Here is a 23,023-nt window from a genome sequence, read left to right on the forward strand (position 1 = left end):
TTAGGCCTTGATATTTCATATGTCAAGCAATTCCCAGAAGACCGCGCCTGTCTGAAATAACCGACACCACGACCGCTGCCGCGGTGCTACTGTTCCGGCCGTGAAAAAGCTCTGGGACATCTCCCCCCCCATCTCGCCCGACTCGCCGCTGTTCCCCGGCGACGCGGCGTACTCGCAGGCCTGGACGGCGCGCATCGGCCCGGGTTGCCCGGTCAACCTGAGCGCGATCACGATGTCGCCGCACATCGGCGCGCATGCCGATGCGCCGCTGCACTACGGCGACGACGCGCCGGCCATCGGCGAGGTCGACCTGTCGCCCTACCTGGGCCCGTGCCGCGTGATCCACGCGATCGGCGCCGGCGCGCTGATCCGGCCCGAGCACCTGGCGCCGTTTGCCGCCGGGCTGCCGCCGCGCGTGCTGGTGCGCAGCGCACAGAAGGCGCCGACGGCCTGGTCGCCGGACTTCTCGTCGTTCGCGCCCGAGACCATCGCCTGGCTGGCCGACCGCGGCGTGCGGCTGGTCGGCATCGACAGCCAGTCGGTCGACCCGGCGGACAGCAAGACGCTGGACAGCCACCACCAGCTGCTGGCGCGCGACCTGCGCGTGCTGGAGAACCTGGTGCTCGACGACGTTCCGGCCGGCGACTACGAGCTGATCGCGCTGCCGCTGAAGCTGATGCTGGCCTGCGCATCCCCCGTCCGCGCGGTGCTGCGCGAACTCTGAAAGACCTTCGATGACGACAAAGCAAGACTGCCTGGCGCTGGACGCCCGCGACGAACTCGCCCCGCTGCGCGAGCTGTTCGACCTGCCCGACGGCGTGATCTACCTGGACGGCAACTCGCTCGGCGCGTTGCCGCGCGCCACCGCCGCGCGCGTGGCGCAGGTGGCCACGGCCGAATGGGGCCGCGACCTGATCAAGAGCTGGAACACCGCCGGCTGGATCGACCTGCCACAGCGCATCGGCGACAAGATCGCCTCGCTGCTGGGCGCGGGGCCGGGCGAACTGGTGGTGGCGGACTCGACCTCGGTCAACCTCTACAAGGCATTGAGCGCGGCGATCGATCTCGCGAAGACCGACATGCCCGGGCGCAAGCGCATCGTCTCGGAGCGCCACAACTTCCCGACCGACCTGTACATCGCCGAGAGCCTGGCGCGCCAGCACGGCTTCGAGCTCGTGCTGGCCGAGGCCGACGAGATCCCGGCGCTGATCGACCAACGGCTCGCGGTGCTGATGCTGACGCACGTCAACTACCGCACCGGGCGCATGCACCGCATGGAGGAGGTCAACCTCGCGGTGCACGCCGCCGGCGCGCTGGTGCTGTGGGACCTGGCGCACTCGGCCGGCGCGGTGCCGGTCAACCTGAAGGGCAGCGGGCCGCGCGCCGGCGCGGCCGACTTCGCGGTGGGCTGCGGCTACAAGTACCTGAACGGCGGGCCGGGTGCACCGGCCTTCGTGTGGGTGCACCCGCAGCACACCGCCCGCATGGACGCCGAGCAGCGCTGGCAGCCGCTGTCGGGCTGGCTGGGGCATGCGGCGCCGTTCATGTTCACGCCGGACTACCACCCGGCGGCGGGCATCGCCCGCTTCGTCTGCGGCACGCCGCCGGTGCTGTCGCTGGCGGCGCTGGAGTGCGGTGTCGACACGATGCTCGCGGCCGAGGCGCAGGGCGGACAGCCGGCGCTGCGCCGCAAGTCGATCGCGCTGACCGAGCTGTTCATCCGGCTGGTCGAGGCGCGCTGCGCCGGCCACGGGCTTGCGCTGCAGACGCCGCGCGAGGCGGCCGAGCGCGGCAGCCAGGTGAGTTTCTCGCGCGCCGAGGGCGGCTACGCGATCATGCAGGCGCTGATCGCGCGCGGCGTGATCGGCGACTTCCGTGCGCCGGACATCCTGCGCTTCGGCTTCACGCCGCTGTACACGCGCTTTGCCGACGTCTGGGATTCGGTGGAGCACCTGCTGCAGGTGCTGCAGACGGGCGAATGGCAGCAGGCGCGCTTCAACCAGCGGGCGGCGGTGACATGAGCAACCCGGCCGACGGCGAGCGCATCGTCCGCGAAGAGGGGGCGCAGCTCGATTTCTCGCGCGACATGAGCTATGGCGACTACCTGCACCTGGACACGCTGCTGAACGCGCAGCACCCGCTGTCGCCCGAGCACAACGAGATGCTGTTCATCGTGCAGCACCAGACCAGCGAGCTGTGGATGAAGCTGATGCTGCACGAGCTGCGCGCCGCGGTGGCGGCGCTGGCGCGCGACGAGCTGGGCGCGGCCTTCAAGATGCTGGCGCGCGTGAGCCGCATCATGGAGCAGCTGGTGCATGCCTGGGACGTGCTCGCGACGATGACGCCGCCGGAGTATTCGGCGATCCGGCCCTACCTGAGCAACAGCAGCGGCTTCCAGAGCTGGCAGTACCGCTGCATCGAGTTCATGCTGGGCAACAAGAACGCGGCGATGCTGAAGCCGCATGCGCACACGCCGGAGATCCTGGCGATCGTCGAGGCGGCGTGGCGGGCGCCATCGCTGTACGACGAATCGCTGCGGCTGCTGGCGCGGCGCGGGCTGCCGGTGCCGGCCTCGCACGTCGAGCGCGACTGGTCGCAGCCGTACGTGGCGGACGATGCGGTCGAGCAGGCCTGGCTGGTGGCCTACCGGGCGCCGCAGCAGCACTGGGACCTGTACCAGCTGGGCGAGGAGCTGACGGACCTGGAAGATGCGTTCCGGCTGTGGCGCTTCCGGCACGTCACGACGGTGGAACGCGTGATCGGCTTCAAGCGCGGCACCGGTGGCACGAGCGGGGTCGGCTACCTGCGCAAGATGCTGGACGTGGTGCTGTTCCCGGAGATCTGGAAGCTGCGCACGAGTTTGTGATCCCCCTCCGTTCGGGCTGAGCTTGTCGAAGCCTTGGTGCCATGCGCGCARCCCTTCGACAAGCTCAGGGCGAACGGCCTCACCGCCCCGCTCGGGCTGAGCTTGTCGAAGCCTCGGTGCCATGCGCGCAGCCCTTCGACAAGCTCAGGGCGAACGGGGGTTGTTCGATCCCCGTCGAAGCCTTATGGTGCACCGCATGCTGCTGCGCCATGTGCCCGCTCCACCGCTGGATGCGTTCGTCGACTGCCTGTGGGCCAGCGAACGCGGCCCGATGCCGCATGCGCGCGAGCGCAACCTGCCGACCGGGCGCGCCGACCTGGTCATCGCGCTACAGCAAACCCACCTGAACCGCTTCGCATCGGTCGATGAACTGCATGGCCGGCGCTTTGCCGGCGGCATCGTGCAAGGGCCGCAGCAGTTGCCGTTCTTCCGCGACACCGCCGAGCCGTCGTGCGTCGTCGGCGTGCACTTCCGTGCTGGCGGCGCCTGGGCCCTGCTCGGCCTGCCTTTGAACGAACTGGCCGACAGCGCGATGACGCCGGACGACCTTTGGGGTGCCGAGGCCGCCCACCTGCGCGAATGCCTGCAATCGCTGCCCGATGCGAGATCCCGCCTGCGCAGACTCGAAGCCTGGCTGCTGTCGCGCCTGCAGCGCGCGCGATCGCACGACGCCGACGCGCCCGTCGCCTGGGCGCTGAAGGCCTTCGAAGCGCATCCCGACCGCAGCGTCGCGGACGTGCGGCAAGTGCTCGGCTGGTCGCCGCAACGCTTCATCACCGAATTCTCGCAACGCGTCGGCCTGGCACCCAAGCGCTACCTGCGCATCGCGCGCTTCCAGCGCGTGCTGCAGGCGGCCGCGCACGGCACCCGCATCGACTGGGCCGCGCTGGCCGCCGCCGAAGGCTATGCCGACCAGGCCCACCTGGTGCGCGAGTTCCGCAGCTTCTCCGGCCTGACGCCCTCGCGCTACCAGCCGATCGCCCCCGACCAGGCCCAGCACGTCGCGGAAAAATCTTCAAGACCCGGGATGCATCCCACCGCTACGCTGCAAGGCCGTTGACGACCAGGAGCCCGCGATGATCCATGAAGTCTTTGCCTACCTGCGCGTGCGCGACACCGCGGCCGCGATCGCGTTCTATGCGCAAGCCTTCGGTGCGAAGGAGACGTTCCGGCTCGTCGAGCCATCCGGCCGCATCGGCCATGCCGAGATGCAGCTGGGGCCCGCGGTGCTGATGCTGGCCGACCCCTTCCCCGAGTTCGGGCTCAAGGCGCCGACGCCGGGCGCCACCACCTACAGCTGCGTCCACCTGCACGTCGACAACGCCGACGCGGTGCTGGACAAGGCGGTGTCGGCCGGCGCCACCGTGCTGATGCCGCCAGCCGACCAGTTCTATGGCGAGCGAAGCTGCAAGCTGCGCGATCCCTTCGGCCACGAGTGGCTGATCGGGCACAGCCTCGAGGTGCTCAGCCCCGAGGAGATGCAGCGCCGCTACACCGCGCTGCTGACACCCGGTTGAGCGTCAGTCCGTGCCCTGCGGGAACACGACAACGGTGTTGGTCGTGCCGCGCGCGTTGACGTTCACCTGGCGCGTCACGGTCTTGCCGTTCAGCGAGGCTTCCATCCTGTACTGGCCCGCCGGTGCCTTCACCAGCATGTAGGGACCATCGGCCTGCGCGTCGAACACGACGCCGCCGCTCCTGTCGATCAGCTTGACCTGCGTGTCGGCGGTGAACTGGTTCTTCGACCCGGCCTTCTCGTAGATCTCGATCGCCAGCGGGTAGTCGCGCTTGGCGTCCTTGAACGCCGGCACTTCCTCGTAGGCCACACCGCCGGTCACGTAGGTGATGTCGCCGGCCTGCTTGGTCGGCGGCAGCGGAACACGGTCGTCCTGGGCCCAGACCGCCGACGCGGAGGCAATGGCCATCGCAGCGGCAAGGGGAGCGAGCAGAGACTTGTGGCTGTTCATGTGAGTCCTTCCTTTTTCAAGAACGAGACCCATTGGACCGCTCTCCGCGAGGCTTGTGCCTGGGACGAAACCGGCAATGCAGGCCGGGCGCCCGCCTGCCGGTTTGTCAGTCCGGATGCCTTTCGCTGTAGGACAGGTCAGCTCAGGTTCACCGGCACGAAGATGCGTTCGCCATCGCGCTCGACCAGCAGCGCCACGCTCTTCGGCTTGCCCGCCATCACGCTGCGCACCTGCTCGATCGACGTGACCGGCTTGCCATTGATCGACAGCAGCACGTCGCCCGCCTCGATGCCGGCGCGGGCCGCCGGGCCGTCGACGCTCTCGACCACCAGGCCCTGCTCGATCTTGGTCTGGCGCTTCTCTTCGCGCGTCAGCTGGCGCAGCGACAGCCCCAGCTGCACACCGCCCGCACCGCCTTCGTCGCTGGCCGACGCCTGCTGGTCGCCATCGTCGGCACCGCCCAGCTTGACGTCGATCGAACGTTCGGCGCGATCGCGCCAGACGGTCAGCTTGACCTTGTCGCCGGGCGCAGCCAGGCCGATGCGGCTCGACAGCGCGCCCGAGCGCACGATCGGGTCGCCGTTCACCGCGGTGATCACGTCGCCCGGCTTCAAGCCGGCCTTCTCGGCCGCGCTGTCCTTGCTGACCTTGGCGATCAGCGCGCCGTCGGGCCGCTTCATGCCGAAGGACTCGGCCAGGCTCTGGTTCACGTCCTGCACCGCGACGCCCAACCGGCCGTGCGTGGCGCGCCCGGTGGCGACGATCTGGTCCTTCACCTTCAGCGCCACGTTGATCGGGATCGCGAAGCTCAGGCCCTGGAAGCCGCCGGTCTGCGAATAGATCTGCGCGTTGATGCCGATCACCGCGCCGCTGCCGTCGAACAGCGGGCCGCCCGAGTTGCCGGGGTTCACCGCCGCATCGGTCTGGATGAAGGGCACGACGGCGTCGCCGGGCAGCGAACGGCCCTTGGCGCTGATGATGCCGGTGGTGGCGGTCTGCTCGAAGCCATAGGGCGCGCCGATCGCGAGCACCGGGTCGCCCACCTCGATGGTCTGCGGGTCGCCCAGGCGCACCGTCGGCAGGTCCTTGGCCTGGATGCGCAGCACCGCGATGTCGGTGGCCGTGTCCGAACCCAGCACCTTGGCCGAGAACTCGCGCCGGTCGCTCAGCTTGACGGTCACTTCCTTGGCCTCGCGCACCACGTGCGCGTTGGTCAGGATGAGTCCGTCGGAGCTGATGATGAAGCCCGACCCCTGGCCGCGGAACGGCACCGACGGGTTGCCCTGGCGGCCGCGCTGCTGGAAGCCCGGCAGCCCACGGAAGAACTGGAAGAAGGGATCGTTCTCGGCGCCGGGCGGCAGGCCTTGCTGCTGCTGCTCTTCGGCCGTGGCCTTGTGCAGGCCGGCGACGGTGACGCCGACCACGGCCGGGCCGGAGGTGGCGACGATCGCGCGGTAGTTGGGGACGGCGGCCTGCACCATCGGCACCGGCGCGGGCGCATTGGTCGCGGTGGGCACCGGCTTGGCTTCAGGCTTGCTCTTGAGCCACTCGGGCGTCAGGCTGAAGGCACCGGCCGAGCTGGCGGCCAACACCCCGGCTGCGGCGAGGGCAGCGGTCAACGACTTCATCTTCATGTGAACTCCTGGGACAGGCGTCGCGGAGGATTCCGCATGAAACGGAAGATAGGGCCGGGCCGTTAGTGTTCGGTTAGCCGTGGATGAAGCGAAAGTTAAGGTGCGGAAGGCAGCACCGTGGCAGCGCAGTCCCCGAAGCCGATGCGCCGCTGCCCGTCGCGCTCGCAGAAGGCGCGCAGGATCACCGTGTCGCCATCCTCCAGGAAGCGCCGCGTCTCGCCACCGGGCAGCGTGATCGGCTGCTGGCCGCCGCGCGTCAGCTCGAGCAGCGAACCGCCCTGCTCGGGCAACGGCCCCGATTGCGTGCCGCTGCCGAGCAGGTCGCCCGGCCGCAGGTTGCAGCCGTTGCTGCTGTGGTGCGCCACCAGCTGTGCGAGCGTCCAGTACGCATCGCGGAAGTTCGATTGCATCAGCCGCACCGCAGCCTCGCCACGCCCACGCATCGCCGCGGTCTGCAGCCACACCTCGAGCGTGATGTCGATCGCGCCCTGCGCACGGTTGGCCACGCTGTCCAGGTAGGGCAGCGGCTGCGGCCGGTCGGCGGCGCGCTCGAACGGCCGGCGGAACGGCTGCAGCGCCTCCATCGTGACGAGCCACGGCGACAGCGTGCTCGCGAAGTTCTTCGCGAGGAACGGCCCGAGCGGCTGGTACTCCCAGGCCTGCACGTCGCGCGCCGACCAGTCGTTCAGCAGCACCAGGCCGGCGAGGTGGTCTTCGGCCTGCGCCATCGCGACCGGCTCGCCCAGCGCATTGCCCGGGCCGATGACCGCGCCGATCTCCAGCTCGTAGTCGAGCCGCCGGCACGGGCCGAACACCGGCGCCGCGGCGTCGGTCTTGTACTGCCCGCGCGGGCGCCGGAAGGCGTGGCCGCTCGCGCGCAGCGACGAGCTGCGCCCGTGGTAGCCGATCGGCACCCATTCGTAGTTCGGCAGCAGCGGCTGGTCGGGCCGGAACAGCTTGCCGACCGCCGTCGCATGGTGGATGCCGGTGTAGAAATCGGTGTAGTCGCCGACCTCGCAGGGCAGCGCCATCTCGGCCTGCGATTGCGGCAGCAGGCAGGCCTGCAGCTCGCGCTCGACGCCGGCGCCGCGCCGCAGCGCCTGCGACAACGCGCTGCGCACCACGCGCCGCGCGGCCGCCGGCTGCGCGATGAAGGCGTTGACGTCGCCCGCCGCCAGCGGGGCCATCGCGCGCTGCACCGCCGCCGGCCAGCTGCTGCGCTCGAGCGCGAGCGCCAGGTCGAGCACCTGGTCGCCGATGGCCACGCCCCCCCGCAGGGGCTGCAGCGCCGCGTCGCTGCCGACACGGCGGAAGCGCCCGAGCGGCAGGTTCTGCAGCGGAAAATCGGTGGCCGGGTCCTGGGCCGAGTCGACCCAGCTCTGCAGCCCGGCGTCGTGCGTGTCGTCGAGGCCGCTCATTGGAAGCCGTCCTTCAGGTCGCGCCAGCAATCGGCGTAGCCGGTGTCGAGCGCCCCGCCCTGCATCGCCCATTCGGTGGGCCGGAAGCGGAAGCGGCTCTCGAACATGAAGGCCAGCGTGTTGTCGAGCTTGTGCGGCGCGAGCGGCACCGACGATGCGCGCTCGAAGGCGTCGGCATCCGGCCCGTGCGGCACCATGCTGTTGTGCAGGCTCGCGCCGCCCGGGCGAAAGCCCTCGGGCTTGGCGTCGTACTGGCCGTACACCAGCCCCATGAACTCGCTCATCAGGTTGCGGTGATACCAGGGCGGTCGGAAGGTGTCCTCGGCCACCAGCCAGCGTGGCGGGAAGATCACGAAATCGCAGTTGGCGGTGCCCGGCGTGTCGCTGGGCGAGGTCAGCACCGTGAAGATCGACGGATCGGGATGGTCGAAGCTGATCGAGCCGATGGTCATGAAGTTCTTCGTGTCGTACTTCAGCGGCGCCAGGTTGCCGTGCCAGCCGACCACGTTGAACGGCGAGGCGGCACCCCGCGCGCTCCACAGCCGGCCGGCGAACTTCTTGACCAGCTGGTAGCCCGCCGCATCGCGCTCGAAGGCGGCCACCGGCGCCAGGAAATCGCGCGGGTTCGCCAGGCCGTTGCTGCCGATCGGCCCCAGCTCGGGCAGCCGGAAGTGCGCGCCGTAGTTCTCGCAGACATAGCCGCGCGACGGCCCGTCGACCGCCACCTTGAACGCCATGCCGCGCGGCAGCAGCGCGATCTCGCCGGGCGCCACCTGCAGCACGCCGAGCTCGGTGGTGACCGTGAGCGCGCCCTGCTGCGGCACCAGCAGCATCTCGCCATCGGCGTTGACGAAGGCACGCTGCGCCATCGAGCGGTTGATGAAATACAGGTGCGCGGCCATGCCGGATTGCGCGTCGACGTCGCCATTGACGGCGATGCTGCGCAAGCCGTCGACGAAATCCAGCGGCTGCGACGCCGCATCCGGGATGGGCGCGGGCGACCAGCGCAGCGGATCGGGCGGCGCATCGACACCGCCGGCCGCGCCGGTCTTCCACCCCGGTTGCGCATAGGCCGTGTAGCCGCCCACCACCACCGACGGCTGGCGCCGGTACATCCAGGTGCGCAGGTTCTCGGCCCGCGGCGCGGTGAAGGCGCTGCCGCTGATCAGCTCGGCGTACAGGCCGTGCGCCGCCTTCTGCGGGCTGTTGCGGCCCGGCGGCAGCACGCCCGCCACGGCCTCGCTCGCGAAGTGGTTGCCGAAGCCGCTCTGGTAGCGCAGGGTTTCCGTCGTGCTCATGGCTTGATCTTAGGCAGTCGATTCGTTAATGTCTAATCCATTCTACAAAACCAAATTGAAACCGGAACTGCAGCCATGGCCACACCCGCCCCCGCCGAACGCAGCCCGCGCGGCATCCAGAGCATCGAGGTCGGCGGCCAGCTGCTGCGGGCGCTGGCCCACCACGGCCGCCCGATGGCGCTGAAAGACCTGGCGCGCGAGGCCGGCATGGCGCCCGCCAAGGCGCACCCCTACCTGGTGAGCTTCGGCAAGCTGGGCCTGGTGTTGCAGGACGCCGGCTCGGGCCGCTACGGCCTGGGGCCGCTCGCGATGGAGCTGGGGCTGATCAGCCTGCAGCAGTTCGACCCGCTGCGCCTGGCCACGCCGCTGCTGCCGGGCCTGGCGCAGCAGATCGGCCACACCGTCGCGATCGCGGTCTGGGGCAACCGCGGGCCGACCATCGTGCGCGTCGAGGAGGCGCCGTCCGCGGTGCACGTCAACATGCGGCACGGCACCGTGATGTCGATGCGCGGCACGGCCTCGGGCCTGCTGTTCGCCGCCTGGCTGCCGCCGGCGCAGCTGCGGCAGGCGCTGGCCGACGACAGCCACGGCGGCCGGCGCAAGCTCGATGCCGCACTGCAGGACCAACTCGCGGCCATCCGCGCCGAAGGCCTGAGCCGCGTCGTCGACGGGGCCGTGCCCGGCGTCAGCGCGATGGCCGCGCCGGTGTTCGACCTGCACCGCGGCATCGTGCTGAGCCTGGCCGCGATCGGCCCCAACGCCACCTTCGACACGCGCCCCGGCGGCCCGGTGGCGGCGCCGCTTCAGGCCGCCGCGGCAGCGCTTTCGCGGCAGCTGGGCTGCCCGGTATAGTCGCCCGATTCACGGCATCGGGAGATGGGAGATGGAGATGGCCCCTCAAGGCAAGCGGGTCGCGCGTGCGACGTCCGGTTGGATCGGCCTGCTGGCGGGGGCGCTGGCGCTCAGCGCGTGCGGCGGAAGCTCCGACGAATCCGGCTCGCCGCCGGGCCCGTCGGACAGCTTCGCGCAGCAATGCGCGCCCACCAACCCCTATGCCGCCGCGATCCTGCGCACGGCCAGCCTCGACACCGAGAAGCAATGGGTGCGTGCCTACCTGAACGAGGCCTACCTCTGGTACGACCAGATGCCGCTGGTCAACGCCTCGGCGCCGGCCTACAGCAACACCTCGGACGTGCTCGGCTCGCTGGGCGCCTACTTCGACGCCTCGCTGACGCAGGGCGTCACGCCCAGCGGCGCATTGACCGACCGCTTCAGCTTCATCACGCCGACGTCGACCTCGAACGCGCTGTTCGATTCCGGCGTCGAAGCCGGCACCGGCGTGCAGTGGCGCATGCTTTCCGGCCGCGCACCGCGCGGCATCCGCGTGGCCTACATCGAGCCCGGCTCCGAGGCCGCGACCAAGGGCGTGCGGCGCGGCGACACGCTGCTGACGGTGGACGGCGTGTCCGCCGATGACCAGACGAGCGCCGGCGTCGACGTGCTGAACGCCGCGCTGTTCCCCAGCGCCACCGGCGGCACGCACACCTACGTGCTCAGCCGTGCCGGCGCCGCCAACGTGACGGTGTCGATGACGACCGCCGCGATCACCACGAAGCCGGTGCTGAGCTACGGCTTCATCACCGCCACCGATGGCCAGAAGGTCGGCAACATCGTCTTCAACGCGCACGTCGCGCCGGCCGAAGGGCAGTTGATCACCGCTGTCAACTACCTGAAGACGCAAGGCGTCACCGACCTGGTGCTCGACCTGCGCTACAACGGCGGCGGCTACCTCTACATCGCGAGCGAACTCGCCTACATGATCGCCGGCCCCAGCCGCACCACCGGCAAGGTGTTCGAGAAGTTCAACTACAACGCCAAGCGCGTGGCCGACAACAACCGCCCGGCCCAGCCCTTCGACAGCCTGGACGGCAACGACGCCGCGCTGCCGACGCTGAACCTGTCGCGCGTCTACGTGCTGACGACCGCGTCCACCTGCTCGGCCAGCGAGTCCATCATCAACAGCCTGCGCGGCGTCGACGTCGACGTGCGGCAGATCGGCAGCGCCTCGTGCGGCAAGCCGTACGGTTTCGCGGCCAAGGACAACTGCGGCATCTCGTACTTCCCGATCGAGTTCAAGGGCGTCAACGCCAAGGGCTTCGGCGACTACACCGACGGCTTCGTGCCGAACGGCAGCGGCGCCGCGGGCGTGCCCGGCTGCGTCGCCGGCGACGACTTCACGCACGAGCTGGGCGATGCGAACGAGGGGCTGCTGAAGGCCGCGCTCGACTACCGCACGAGCGGCAGCTGCCCGGTGGCGGCCTCGTCCGAATCGCCGCAGTCGGTGGGCCGCGCGCTGGCGGGGTCCGGCATCGCGCTGCGCGGCAACCCGCTGCTGCACAACCGGATCGTCAAGGCAGCGCGCTGAGGAAGCGCTCGAGCAGCGCCGCGAACTGCTGCGGCTGCTCGGCCACGCTGAGGTGCGAGGCCTCGGCCAGCACCTCGAGCCGGGCACCGGGAATGCGTTCGGCGATCGCCTGCGACATCGCCACCGGCGCGCCGACGTCCAGCGCGCCGGCGATCACGAGCGTCGGGCATGCGATGGCCGGCAGCTCGTCCAGCCAATCGACACTGCGCACCGCGTGGCAGGTGGCCGCGTAGCCGGCCGCCGAACTGCGCAGCAGCGTCGCGCGGAAGGCGGCCAGCGCCTCGGGCTGGCTGCTGCGGAAACCGGCGTGGAAGTAGCGCTCCATCACCATGTCGGCGATGGCCGCGAGGCCGCCCTGTTCGACGGCCGCGATGCGCTGCGCCCACGCCGCCTGCGCGGCCTCGGGGTAGCGCGCCGTCGTGTTGGCGAGCACCAGGCCGCGCACCAGTTCGGGATGGCGGATCGCCAGGCCCTGGCCGACCATGCCGCCGAGCGACAGGCCGATCCACACCACCGGCCCGGCGCCCCACTCGCGGATCACGCGCGCCGCGTCGTCGACCAGCTCGTCCATGCGGTACGGCCCGGCCGGCACCGCCGAGCCGCCATGGCCGCGGTGGTCATAGCGCAGCACCTGGTGGCGCGGCGCCAGATCGGCCGCGAGGCCCTCCCACATGCCCATCTCCAGCCCCAGCGCGTGGCTCAGCACCACCGGCGCGCCCTCGCCCTGCAGCGCCACCTTGAGCTGCGGCCGGCTGAAGGTGTGGTGCGACGACACCCGCAGCCCGGCCGACAGCGGTGCCGGCGGCGGCAGCAGTCCTTCGTCGCGCAGGATCTCGGTGGCCAGCTTGAAGGCGGTGTTGGCGGCCGGCACGCCGCAGTAGATCGCGCCCTGCATCAGCGTCTCGCGGATCTTCTCGACCGGCACGCCGCCGCGCACCGCGGCGCGGCAATGCAGCTCGAATTCCTCCCAGCGCGCCAGGCCCATCGTCATGCCCAGCACCAGCAGGCGGCGCGTGGTCGGATCCAGCCCCGGGCGGCCCCAGATGTCGTGCCAGGCGTAGCGCGTGATCAGTGCCTGGAACTCGGCGTTGAAGCCGGTCGCGTTGTCGAGCGACTTGTCGACCCAGGCATCGCCCAGGATGGCGCGGCGGTTCTTCACGCCGCGGTCGAAATCGTCTTCCTGATGTGCCATGGCGGCTCCTGCGGAACGGGGGTTTCAGGCCGGCCGCCAGGCGCTCCAGGGCGCCTGCGCCGACAAGGTGGCGGCGGTCTCGGCCAGCGCCGCGAGCTGCGGCGCGGCGACCTGCACCGCGCGCCGCGCCGCCTGCGCCGGGTCGAACAGCGCCTCGATCTCGGCGGCCGGCAGCGCGGCGTCGCCAGCCAGCGCCTCGAGCGTGACGTCGCGCAGGTGGCGCTGCGTGGCCAGCGCCTGGTGCGACAGCGTCTCGAGCAGCGCGTGCGCCCGCGCCTTGCCCACCTGCTGCGCGAGCCGCATCGCGACCGCCTCGGCGAACACCAGGCCCTGCATCGCGTCAATGTTGCGCCGCATGCGGGGCACGTCGACCTCGAGCCCGGCGGCCGCATCGGCCAGCGCCTTCAACGCGCCATGCACCGAGATGTACAGCCCGGCGGTCTCGGCCAGTTCGGCCTGCCAGTTGCCGAGGCCGCGCTCGTGCTCCTGCACCATCGCGGCCAGCAGCGCCGACACGCGGTGCGGCGTGCGCAGCGCGGCCGACAGCGCGACCATCGCCGCCACCGGGTTGCGCTTGTGCGGCATCGTCGACGAGCCGCCGCGGCCGGCGCCGGACGGTTCGGCCAGCTCGCCGACCTCGCCCTGCGCCATCAATGAAATGTCTTTCGCGATCTTGCCGAGCGCACCGCCCAGCACGCCCAGCTCGCAGGCGAGGGACGCCGATTCGTCGCGCTGGGTGTGCCAGGAGCCGGGCGGCAGACGCAGCTGCAGCTCGTCGGCAACGCGGCGCGACACCGCGGCAGCGGCCTCGCCCATCACCGCCAGCGTGCCGACCGCGCCGCCCAGCTGCAGCTGCAGCGCCTGCGCGCCGGCAGCGCGCAGGCGCTGCTGCGAACGCACCAGCGGCGCGATCCAAGCGAGCAGCTTGAAGCCGAAGCTCAGCACCTGCGCCGGCTGCATCAGCGTGCGGCCCAACAGCGGCGCCTGCGCGTGCGTGCGCGCGAGCGCCAACAGGTGGCCGATGAGGCGCGACAGGTCGTCGTCGATCAGTGCCAGCGCGCGCCGCGTCACCAACACCAGGCCGGTGTCGACGACGTCCTGGCTGGTGCTGCCCCAGTGCACGTAACCGGCGGCATCGGCATCGAACAGCGCGACCGTCTCGGTCAGCTTGCGCACCAGCGGGATCGCGAGGCTGCCGGCGCGGCCGCTGGCCTGCACCAGCGCCGGCAGGTCGTACAGCTCGGCCTTGCAGACGCCGGCGATCGCCTGCGCGGCCGCGGCCGGCAGCAGGCCTTCGGCGGCCTGGGCGCGTGCCAGCGCGGCCTCGAAATCGAGCATCGCCTGGATGACCGCGGCCTGGTCGAACACCGCCAGCATCTGCGGCGTCGACAGGAAGCCTTCGAAGGCGAGCGCGGCCATGACGGCGCTGCGGGTCAGGCGGGCCGCGGGGCGGACTTGCGGTCGACCAGGCGCTGCATGCAGCCCAGCGACACGATGTGCATCTGGATCAGGGCCAGGATGCCGTTGCGGTGCAGCTCGAGCACGTCGGCATCGGGCAGCGCGAGCAGCTTCTCCTGGTCGACGACGTGGAAGCCGTCGATCGCGAAGGTGCTGCCGTCGGCCAGCGATCCTTCGGCGCGCATCGGCTTGAGCAGGCCGAGCGCGGCGACGCGGTCGCAGAAGGGCTGCGTGCGGTTGAACTCGCGCTCGCACAGCTCGAGGAACTGCACGGCATTGCGCAGCAGCTCGCTCGGCTCGCCGTTCTCGAACAGCGGCTGGCCCTCGGGTCCGTCGGACAGGCCGGGATAGCTCTCGTCGACGCACACGGTGAGCTGGCGCTGGCCCTGGTCGTCCTCGGCCGGCGCCAGGGCCAGCGGGTGGCTGCGCATCACGGCGGGCACGTAGCCGGCGGCCCAGCGGTGGCCTTCGACCATCAGGTTCTCGCCGTTCTGCAACCCGAGCAGCACCACGGTGTGGAAGGCCTCGCCCTGCGGCCCGCCGGCGGCGTCGCTGCGGACGAACAGGATCGGGTAGTCCTTGCAGGCGTCGGGGAACTCGCCGACCGCGCAGAACATCGCGTTGATGTCCTTGGCCACCGAGCAGTCGAGCGGCAGCAGGCGCTTGCCGGCGTGGCGGATGCGGTCGAGCACCGCGGGCTGCCTGTGCAGCGAATTCATGATCATGGGGACACTTCTCCAGGGGGCAAGGCGGTGGCCAGGACCTTGTCGACGCGCTTGCCGTCCAGGTCGACCACCTCGAAACGCCAGCCTTCCCAATCGACCGTGTCGGCGGTCTTGGGCAGCCGGCCCAGCAACAGCATGATCATCCCGGCCAGCGTGTTGTAGCGGCCGCGGTCTTCTTCGGGCAATTCCTTCAGCGACAGCCGGTCCTTCAGCTCGGGCACCGGGATCAGGCCGTCGAACAGCCAGCTCTGGTCGGCCCGCTGCACCGCCCAGGCGTCGCCGTCGGACGGCGTCGTGAACTCGCCGGTGATGGCCTCGAGCACGTCGCGCACGGTGATCACGCCCTGCACCTCGCCGTATTCGTCGACGACGAACACCAGTTGGGCGGACGAGGCGCGGAACTGGTCGAGGAGCTCCATGCCGGACAGCGTCTCGGGCACGAAGACCGGCGGCTGCAGGCCTTCGGTGAGCGTCAGCGTGCGGCCCTGCAGCGCCTGCTGCAGCAGCGTCTGGGCCGAGATGATGCCCACCACGTCGCTCAGGCTGCCGCGGCACACCGGGTAGCGCGAATGCTCCTGGTCGCCCATCACCTTCAGCACGTCGTCCAGCTCGGCCGAGACGTCGAGCCAGGTGATCTCGGTGCGCGGGATCATCATCGAGCCGACCTGGCGGTCGTCGAGGCGGAACACGTTGCGCACCATCTGGTGCTCCTGCGCCTCGATCACGCCGGCGTCCAGGCCCTCTTCGAGGCTGGCGGCGATCTCTTCCTCGGTGACGGAGCGGTTCGGGCCGTTGCGGATGCCCAGCAGGCGCAGCGTGCCTTCGGTGCAGAACGACAGCAGCTTGACGAAGGGGCGCGCGGCGAGCGAAAGCCATTCCATCGGCTGCGCGACGAGGCGGGCGACGTTCTCGGGATACATCTGCCCGAGGCGCTTGGGCACCAGCTCGCCGAAGATGATGGTGAGGAAGGTGATGCACATCACCACCAGCGCGGTGGCGGTGATGCCGGAAGCCTTCTCATGGATGTTGAAGGTCAGGTGGATCCAGGCGGCGAGCGGCTCGGAGAAGGCGGCCTCGCCGACGATGCCGTTGAGCACCCCGATGGAGGTGATGCCGATCTGCACGGTGGACAGGAACTTGGTGGGGTTCTCGTGCAGGTCCATGGCCGCGCGGGCGCCTTCGTCGCCGGTCTCCACCATCACCTGCAGGCGTGCCTTGCGGCTGGCGGTGAGCGCCATTTCCGACATGGCGAACAAGCCGTTGAGGATGATCAGGAAGGCGAGGAGCGCTATGTCCATGGAAGCACGCTGCAGGGACCCGGCCCGGAACGCGCAGAACGACGAAGGCCGCAAGGGTAGCAGACTCGGGTGGCCGGCCCGTGGCAGCGGTGCGGCGGCTGGCGGGCAGAATCCGGGCCATGAACTACCTGATCGGCGACCTGCAGGGCTGCTGCGACCCGCTGGAGCGCCTGCTCGAGAAGATCGATTTCTCGCCGTCGCGCGACCATGCCTACGTGCTGGGCGACCTGGTGAACCGCGGCCCGGCGTCGCTGCGCACACTGCGCCGGCTGCGGCAGCTGGGGGATTCGGCCACCTGCCTGCTGGGCAACCACGACCTGCACCTGCTGGCGGTGGCGCACGGGGTGCGCAAGCCGGGCCGGCGCGACACGCTGGACGAGGTGCTGGCGGCGCCGGACCGGCCGGCCCTGCTCGACTGGCTGCGGCAGCAGCGCATGGCCGTGCATGCGCATGGCTGGCTGATGGTGCACGCCGGCGTGGCGCCGCAATGGGACCTGGCGACCACGCTGGCGCTGGCCGGCGAGGTGGAGGCGCGGTTGCGCAGCGACGGGCTGGTGGACTTCTTGCAGGTGATGTACGGCAACGAGCCGGCGCGTTGGACGCCGGGGTTGCAGGGAGCGGACCGGCTGCGCTTTGCGGTCAACGTGCTGACGCGCATCCGCTTCGTCGCCGCAGACGGCACGCTGGACATGTCGAGCAACGAGGGCGCCGATGCGACCCCGCCGGGGTTGTTCCCGTGGTTCGAGGCGCCGGGGCGGCAGACGGCCGGGGTGCCGATCGCCTTCGGGCACTGGTCGACGCTCGGGCTGACATTGCGGGCGGACCTGATGGCGCTGGACACCGGCTGCGTGTGGGGCGGGCGGCTGACGGCGGTGCGGCTCGAGGCCACGCCGGAGGTGGTGCAGGTGGAGTGCGAGCAGGCGCAGAAGCCCGGTTGACGCGGTGGCCGGACTACAATTCCGGCCTTCTCCGAGGAAGCGTGGCCGAGCGGTTTAAGGCACCGGTCTTGAAAACCGGCGACGGGCAACTGTCCGTGGGTTCTTATCTGAACCATCAAGTTGTGCATCCAATTGGGGATGTCGGCCACGCTCAAGTCGTCGGTTCGAGGCACGTAGCGCGGGCCATTTGCGTGGCCGGCTTGAGCAGCCCGTACGGCTTGAGCCGCCTGCCGGTAGTGCGTCTGCAGTCGGAGTAACCCGTCCCGACTCCCAGTTCATTCAACCACCTGGCAATCAAGTAGCGGCAGTGCGACCGCCCTTAGACGCCTTGCGGCACCCCAGCCCCTCTCCGGACGTACCGGGCGCCAGCACAGTTGGTCGCTTGCTGAGAGGCCCCGAGGACGCGCGTCGAGCGCCCACGCTTCCACTGCCCGGCTTCCTGGCAGTCGACATGAGTCCGCAACGTTCGGATAGGTGGTCACAGCACACCGTATAGTCAGTACGTATTGACATCAATTTGACGATAGCCGTCGCAAACAGTTGGTGCCATTTTTTGCGGACGTTGAGGCTTAAAGCGAATCATGCACCCGCTGCAGGTGGAGTCCCGGGTCGGAAGCCACGACGTGCAGAGATCGCCGCCTCGGCAGTCCCGGAGATTGCCTTCTGTAGGCTTGCATCGTGCCGCTGAGAGACGGCGCTGCATTTCATCTCGATGGTTGGCCGTGTTGGCGACGTTCGACTGACCGCAGAGTTCGGTTAGAAAAATGTACGAGTCCGGCAATCTCGTCACGACCGAACTCAGGTCACTGCGGTCGCCGACCAGCGACGCGGCAACAGGTCTGCGACCCGATGCGCGGAAGCTGCCGGCAGGCGTTCCAGAACGTCCTTCAGGTAACCCACGCCCGTTGAGCCGAGCCGGCAGGACCAAGCTCATCGCGGCCGCAGCCCGCTTTCCCGGGCGCAGGCTCCCGGCGAACGGCCAGTCGTTGCGCCCAAGCGCAATCGGCCGAGGCTGTGTGAAAACTCGAGACTCGAAGCATTTCGGGGGTCTTCTCACCCCTACCTTAAGGTCGATCGTCGAATACAGCGCGATCTGAGAGGTCGATTTCGGTGACCACCTTCAACGCGGCGAGTTTTCACACAGCCTCGGCCGTAAGCGGTTCTCTGCCCAGTTGTTGTCCGCCRGCAGCGTGCCGTCGCACGTCAGCGCCGTCCACCGTCCCAGGCTGTAGTCGATCGCCTTGGCTGTCGCTGACCCCGCGGGCACTTTCTGCCGATGCAGCGTCAGCCAGGTTTGCAGCACCGCCGAGATCTCGGCGGCCACCGTTGTGGACGCGGAGAGTCACCTTTCACTGGTTCCAAGTGGGTGACGAGCTCGTCCTCAACCATCAGGGCGCACAGAGCCCGGCAGACCCCAACAGCGGCCTCTTAGCCATCACGATGGTTGGCCAGCGCGAACAGGCTGTACATGAGCCCCCGGTTCTTGGCCAGCCCGCCGCAGCCGACCTTCTTGCGGCCAAACAGATTCATCACGATGTGGAAAGGGTGCGCTACGCGGGCACGGATCTGCGCTTTCTTGTGCTCAGCAGCACCGCCTGGCGCTCGTGCACGCCGTTGGTCATCGCGGCGATCGCTCTGCGCTTGGCCGCGATCAGCCAGGCGATGTCACCGCTGATGCGCCCGTCAGTCTGCATCTTGATGATCTCCTCTCGCTTGGCGACGCCGGTGCTCCCCGAGTCACTGTGCACGCGCCGAGCCTGGCCAAGCCGCGTCGCTTCAATACGTACCTCACGCAATTCACGCCCACCAGCACGTCGTGGCTGAACATGGTCGAGCCGTTCTTCGCCACATCTTCGAACGACGAATCAGGCGTGACAGCTTCACCAACGTGACTGAACAGGAGCTGGCGATCAACTTTTACATCGCCGAGCGCAACGCTCACCCCAAGCCTTCATCTGAACTGCCTCGTCCAATAGGACATCCGGCCAAGGTCTCTCGCGCCGTGGCTTCCTTGGCGGTCGTCTTCAGATAGGTAGGCAACAGATTGCCGCGCCACACTAGGAGCTCTCGATACAGCGGTTCCACGTGCCAACCGAACGTCCCGCATGGCTGGCTATGCAAGGCCAATGCCTCTGACTTCACTCTGCTCACCACACCGCTGAAGAGCTCGGACAACAGAGCCTTGGCAACGCATTGGGTTGCAGTGCCCCTCTAATTTAGTCGGTGATTGACGCGGATCAGCTCTCAGCTAAACTGATCCGCATAAGTAAGAACATCAAACCAACATTGGGAGCGGGTTTGAACGATTCAGTACGTACAAGTGGGGCGGAGCTGTCTTCGCGTGCAAGACGCAATGACGCGACAGCGAGCACGCGAATTTGCGGCGAAGGAGCGGCCTCTCGTGGGTGGCCTAACCTTCCAGCAGGACATTGCATTCCGCCTGCCACGTTAGTGGAGCGCTGGCCGGGCTCGAGGCGACCTGCCTCATTGGGCACTCGGCAGCTGTCAAGGGCATATTGCGGGCTCAAGCCCGACCCAACAATCGAGGCATTCGATCGTTTGGGCCCCACTGCGTTGGCGGCGATGACCGTCCTCGTATTGCCCTCTCGACGTAGATCCCCGAGCCGATCGTCTGGCGTCATCCGGGCGTGCATCCAGCACTATGCTTACGGGCGATTCTTTGGGCCAAGAGACGCTCGTTCTCAACGTCCTGCGGTGTCGGTTCCGCGGAGAGAGTTCGTCGGGACCACCCTCGAGCGATTGGGCAGCGCTCAGTCCTAGAGGACCACGGAGCGATTGTGCGGCTTGTCCACAGCAGATCGACTATGGCCTTGTTCGACGTGTCTAGCTTTTCGTGGTAGCTCACGTTAGAGCTGGCCCTCCTGTCTCCGCTGGTCGGCTCTTCTAGCAAGCACTTGCCGCGAATTTGCTCGCAACAATGTCTTGGTTCTCAATCAACGATGCCCTCGCGCTGCTATCGGCATGAAAAGGCTGCGGCCACGACACAAGACGTCACCCGTTCTTGCGGCGACAGTTGTCAATTGCCGCGAAGCACATTGACATATCCTGACGCAATTAATCATCAAATGCCCATTGCCGGGGCAGGCCTCGAATTGCCCGCCGCAATCGCCCGCCATCCTGCTGAATTGCCATCATCAATTGTGTCTAGAGTGCTCGCATTGCGCTTGACATTGAGCAATTGGCAACGTCAAATGCCTCTCGCAATGGCAGATCCGCCATCGCATTTCTACGTTGTTCATCATGGAGAAATTGATGCAAATCATCGACGTTGTCGCCCACACTTCAAGCAACAACATGCTGACCGGTATTGGCCTGCTTGACCGAGGAGTTCTTCTCGCGTCTTGCGAGAAGGCCAGCGAGGAGTTTCTGAAAGAGATCGACCTGGAGCAGCTTTTCGCTGTCGAGGCGGAGCAGAGCGATAAGCAAGCTATCGCTGCGTAAGTAGAGGTTGTTTCCATCGCAGAGGCCCACATGGTCTCTGCGATGTTGGATGGCTGGATACGAGTGGGCTGGGGTCGGCCGATGGCATCCAATTGGGCAAGGCATTGAGTCCAGCCCTGAGGCTGTCCCGCTTGCATCTTTTTTTACGCGTATTGATCGTGCAGCTTCACGACTAAGAATTGGAAGCGCTCCCACGCTCGCGATGCCAAGTGGGACGCAGTCGGTTCGGAGTTGAGTGCGAGCGAGTGTCGAACTCAATCACCACCTCTATTGCTGGTTGCCCGTATGAGTATTGAAACCATTCGTGAGCGTGATCTCACTGAGTCCATTGGCGGCAGTTGGGTGAACTATGGGAGTTGCATTCGGCGGAAATCCCCCGAGGAGACGCTGCGCGCCATCTTGCCGCTCGCCGCATCCTTCGGTGTGACTCGGGTAGCTGATGTAACCGGGCTTGACTCCATCGGCATCGCAGTTGCGTTGGCAGTGCGCCCCCGCGCGAAGAGCCTATCGGTGTCGCAGGGCAAGGGTACCTCGCTCGAAGCCGCCAAGGTGTCAGCACTCCTCGAGTCGATTGAGATCCATCATGCAGAGCACTTGGCAACACCAGATCAAGTTGCATCTGCGAATGAGGTGCAGCGTCTAGGGCTCGCAATGGCTACGCCGGCCGAATTGGACCCGCTCAACGGGACGAACGTGGTGTGGAACACAGATAGCCTGCGGTCTTGGTACCGTGGCTTGGAGATGCACAGCCGGACATCCGTGCTTATTCCCGAGCTAATGCTCTCACTGGATTCCACACGCTGGGACAGTGAAACCGCGCACTACGAAGTGACGACGAACGGGCTCGCCTCTGGCAACGACTTCTCCGAGGCGTTCAGCCATAGTGTCTTTGAGCTTATAGAGCGGCATGCGTTCAGCTATTGGATAGCTCAGTCGCCCTCATATCGAGCCGACACCGGCGTCGCCTTGGCATCTCTTGGCAGCGATGCGCGCCAACTTGTCGCTCGCATACAGGGCGCAAATATGGAGCTAACAGTCTTCCACTTGGCGGAAGCTTCGCTGGGGTTACCTTGCTATGTCGCCGAAATTACGAATCCCAACGACCCCCTGATGCCAGCGCGACCTTACACGGGCAGAGGATTGCATGTATCTTCCGAGATCGCCGTGGGGCGTGCAATTACTGAAGCCGCTCAGAGCCGCTTAACAATGATTTCTGGCGCGCGGGACGACAATCTACATGAGGACTATTTTATTCCCAGATCGCGAACTGAATCCTCTTCGACAAGAGAGTTTTCTCCCACAGACGCTAATACTCTGGCGTCATGGCTTAGCAATCCGATCGAATTTTTGTTAAGTCGGCTCAGAGACTCGGGGTTTCCCACCTGTGTGGCATATGCGCATCGAGCTGCCCCCCCATTCTATGTCGTGCGATGCTTCATCCCAGGAATGAGGCATGACTCATGATCAATGGAATCGTCTTTGCCGGCCCCAGCATGGATGTCGCAGTCGACTTGATTGGTCTCGACCGGGTACAGCTAGCGCCTCCCGTCAGATGCGGAGATATATTGATCGCGATTTCAATGCGACCAAAATATATAGCAATAATTGACGGCTTATTTGGATCGGAACCAAGCGTTTGGCACAAGGAGATTTTGCTTGCCATATCGAAAGGAATCTCCATCTACGGTTGCTCCAGCATGGGGGCGCTACGAGCCGCTGAACTCCACAGCGAAGGCATGATCGGCGTTGGAAAAGTCTTCGAGTGGTACCGAGACGGTGTTATTGAGGCCGATGATGAGGTTGCATTGGTTCACGGGCCGCGAGCACTGAACTACAAAAGTCTCTCCTACGCTCTAGTGGACGTGAGGTTTGCCTTCGAACAGGCAATGGAGAGAGGCGACCTAACTTCTGCGCAAGCGCGTTCCGTCCTTGATCTTCATCGCCAAAGATTCTATCCCACTCGCGTTCAAAGGACTCTTGACCAAGACATGGACGCGTGTGGAGTCCCTCCTGTCTGCCGAGAACGAATCCTCGACGCGCTCCGCGGCCCGAGTATTAAGAGGCTCGACGCACAGAAACTTATTTCGCACATCGCAGGAGTACAAGAACTGCTTGAGGCGCCGAAGGTCTCGGACGATACTGAGGCGCAATTGCCCCTATTGACGAGTGGAGTACGACGGTTGATCGGCCGCCTTGTTGCAAGCGGGCGGCCCCTAGTACCCGACCAAGCAGAAGCCTCATCGGAGTATGTCGACTCAAGAGTACTCAGATGCTGGCCGCGTCTTTATTTGATTGCGAGCATCACTTCTCGCATGCTCTGCCTTTCCAACATGCCTTGGCAC

20 protein-coding genes and 2 pseudogenes are annotated in these 23,023 nt (G+C 67.5%); 11 read left to right on the plus strand and 11 right to left on the minus strand.

What is annotated here, in order from left to right; all coding sequences use genetic code 11:
* The first annotated feature begins 100 nt into the window (after positions 1-100).
* The 5 genes from kynB to AC1DYN_RS07720 all read left to right on the plus strand — a co-directional run bounded on the left by kynB (position 101) and on the right by AC1DYN_RS07720 (position 4,383).
* Complete coding sequence (gene kynB, locus AC1DYN_RS07700; protein ID WP_477958537.1) at positions 101-724, plus strand: arylformamidase; 624 nt, start codon at positions 101-103, stop codon at positions 722-724.
* A gap of 10 nt (positions 725-734) precedes the next feature.
* Entirely contained in the window at positions 735-2,021 is a 1,287-nt protein-coding gene (gene kynU / locus AC1DYN_RS07705; protein ID WP_477958538.1) for a kynureninase, read from the plus strand.
* The gene (gene kynA / locus AC1DYN_RS07710; RefSeq protein WP_477958539.1) at positions 1,979-2,866 is read left to right on the plus strand and encodes a tryptophan 2,3-dioxygenase; all 888 of its coding nucleotides are present in this window, start codon (positions 1,979-1,981) and stop codon (positions 2,864-2,866) included. The genes kynU and kynA overlap by 43 nt, the downstream gene beginning before the upstream one ends.
* 196 nt (positions 2,867-3,062) lie before the next feature.
* Positions 3,063-3,926, plus strand: coding sequence for a DUF6597 domain-containing transcriptional factor (locus AC1DYN_RS07715; protein WP_477958540.1), 864 nt, complete (start codon positions 3,063-3,065; stop codon positions 3,924-3,926).
* A 16-nt stretch (positions 3,927-3,942) separates the two neighbouring features.
* Positions 3,943-4,383 (plus strand): VOC family protein, encoded by a 441-nt coding sequence (locus tag AC1DYN_RS07720; RefSeq protein ID WP_477958541.1) that lies wholly within the window; start codon positions 3,943-3,945, stop codon positions 4,381-4,383.
* A gap of 3 nt (positions 4,384-4,386) precedes the next feature.
* On the opposite strand, the gene AC1DYN_RS07725 is transcribed toward AC1DYN_RS07720, so the two are convergent.
* From AC1DYN_RS07725 to hmgA, 4 genes are all read right to left on the minus strand, one after another.
* The gene (locus AC1DYN_RS07725) at positions 4,387-4,791 is read right to left on the minus strand and encodes a carboxypeptidase regulatory-like domain-containing protein (protein ID WP_477958542.1); all 405 of its coding nucleotides are present in this window, start codon (positions 4,789-4,791) and stop codon (positions 4,387-4,389) included.
* Positions 4,792-4,970: 179 nt separating this feature from the next.
* The gene (locus tag AC1DYN_RS07730) at positions 4,971-6,467 is read right to left on the minus strand and encodes a Do family serine endopeptidase (protein ID WP_477958543.1); all 1,497 of its coding nucleotides are present in this window, start codon (positions 6,465-6,467) and stop codon (positions 4,971-4,973) included.
* A 95-nt stretch (positions 6,468-6,562) separates the two neighbouring features.
* Positions 6,563-7,885, minus strand: coding sequence for a fumarylacetoacetase (gene fahA, locus AC1DYN_RS07735; RefSeq protein ID WP_477958544.1), 1,323 nt, complete (start codon positions 7,883-7,885; stop codon positions 6,563-6,565).
* Complete coding sequence (gene hmgA / locus AC1DYN_RS07740) at positions 7,882-9,183, minus strand: homogentisate 1,2-dioxygenase (RefSeq protein ID WP_477958545.1); 1,302 nt, start codon at positions 9,181-9,183, stop codon at positions 7,882-7,884. The genes fahA and hmgA overlap by 4 nt, the downstream gene beginning before the upstream one ends.
* A 75-nt stretch (positions 9,184-9,258) precedes the next feature.
* Between hmgA and AC1DYN_RS07745 the strand changes: the two genes are divergently transcribed.
* Positions 9,259-10,035: an IclR family transcriptional regulator gene (locus tag AC1DYN_RS07745; RefSeq protein ID WP_477958546.1), complete on the plus strand. Its 777-nt coding sequence runs from the start codon at positions 9,259-9,261 to the stop codon at positions 10,033-10,035.
* Between the two features lie 37 nt (positions 10,036-10,072).
* Positions 10,073-11,608: a S41 family peptidase gene (locus tag AC1DYN_RS07750; protein ID WP_477958547.1), complete on the plus strand. Its 1,536-nt coding sequence runs from the start codon at positions 10,073-10,075 to the stop codon at positions 11,606-11,608.
* Here the strand turns inward: AC1DYN_RS07750 and pcaCD are convergent.
* The 4 genes from pcaCD to AC1DYN_RS07770 are packed head-to-tail and all read right to left on the minus strand — an operon-like array spanning position 11,592 to position 16,281.
* Complete coding sequence (pcaCD, locus tag AC1DYN_RS07755; RefSeq protein ID WP_477958548.1) at positions 11,592-12,800, minus strand: bifunctional 4-carboxymuconolactone decarboxylase/3-oxoadipate enol-lactonase PcaCD; 1,209 nt, start codon at positions 12,798-12,800, stop codon at positions 11,592-11,594. The two genes, AC1DYN_RS07750 and pcaCD, sit on opposite strands and share 17 nt — an antisense overlap.
* 24 nt (positions 12,801-12,824) lie before the next feature.
* Entirely contained in the window at positions 12,825-14,219 is a 1,395-nt protein-coding gene (pcaB, locus tag AC1DYN_RS07760) for a 3-carboxy-cis,cis-muconate cycloisomerase (RefSeq protein WP_477958549.1), read from the minus strand.
* A 14-nt stretch (positions 14,220-14,233) separates the two neighbouring features.
* Positions 14,234-14,983 carry a SapC family protein gene (locus AC1DYN_RS07765; RefSeq protein WP_477958550.1) on the minus strand — a complete coding sequence of 250 codons (750 nt, stop codon included), beginning with the start codon at positions 14,981-14,983 and terminating at the stop codon, positions 14,234-14,236.
* Positions 14,980-16,281, minus strand: a complete 1,302-nt coding sequence (locus AC1DYN_RS07770) for a hemolysin family protein (protein WP_477958551.1) — start codon at positions 16,279-16,281, stop codon at positions 14,980-14,982. Before AC1DYN_RS07770 ends, AC1DYN_RS07765 begins: the two co-directional genes overlap by 4 nt.
* A gap of 119 nt (positions 16,282-16,400) precedes the next feature.
* Between AC1DYN_RS07770 and AC1DYN_RS07775 the strand changes: the two genes are divergently transcribed.
* Positions 16,401-17,219: a symmetrical bis(5'-nucleosyl)-tetraphosphatase gene (locus AC1DYN_RS07775; RefSeq protein WP_477958552.1), complete on the plus strand. Its 819-nt coding sequence runs from the start codon at positions 16,401-16,403 to the stop codon at positions 17,217-17,219.
* 798 nt (positions 17,220-18,017) lie between these two features.
* On the opposite strand, the pseudogene AC1DYN_RS07780 reads toward AC1DYN_RS07775, so the two are convergent.
* The 3 genes and pseudogenes from AC1DYN_RS07780 to AC1DYN_RS07790 all read right to left on the minus strand — a co-directional run.
* Positions 18,018-18,219, minus strand: a pseudogene (locus tag AC1DYN_RS07780) (IS66 family transposase); the annotation flags it as partial.
* A gap of 147 nt (positions 18,220-18,366) precedes the next feature.
* Positions 18,367-18,540 (minus strand): annotated as a pseudogene (locus AC1DYN_RS07785) (IS66 family transposase); the annotation flags it as partial.
* 229 nt (positions 18,541-18,769) lie between these two features.
* Positions 18,770-19,015: a hypothetical protein gene (locus AC1DYN_RS07790; protein ID WP_477868438.1), complete on the minus strand. Its 246-nt coding sequence runs from the start codon at positions 19,013-19,015 to the stop codon at positions 18,770-18,772.
* A 1,477-nt stretch (positions 19,016-20,492) separates the two neighbouring features.
* Between AC1DYN_RS07790 and AC1DYN_RS07795 the strand changes: the two genes are divergently transcribed.
* The 3 genes from AC1DYN_RS07795 to AC1DYN_RS07805 all read left to right on the plus strand — a co-directional run.
* Positions 20,493-20,681, plus strand: coding sequence for a hypothetical protein (locus AC1DYN_RS07795; protein ID WP_477868440.1), 189 nt, complete (start codon positions 20,493-20,495; stop codon positions 20,679-20,681).
* Between the two features lie 285 nt (positions 20,682-20,966).
* Entirely contained in the window at positions 20,967-22,145 is a 1,179-nt protein-coding gene (locus AC1DYN_RS07800) for a YcaO-like family protein (RefSeq protein WP_477958553.1), read from the plus strand.
* On the plus strand, positions 22,142-23,023 hold an 882-nt coding region (locus AC1DYN_RS07805; RefSeq protein ID WP_477958554.1), incomplete at its 3' end, for a TfuA-like protein. The genes AC1DYN_RS07800 and AC1DYN_RS07805, both read left to right, overlap by 4 nt.

It is taken from the genome of Rhizobacter sp. P2_D12 (genome assembly GCF_056404395.1).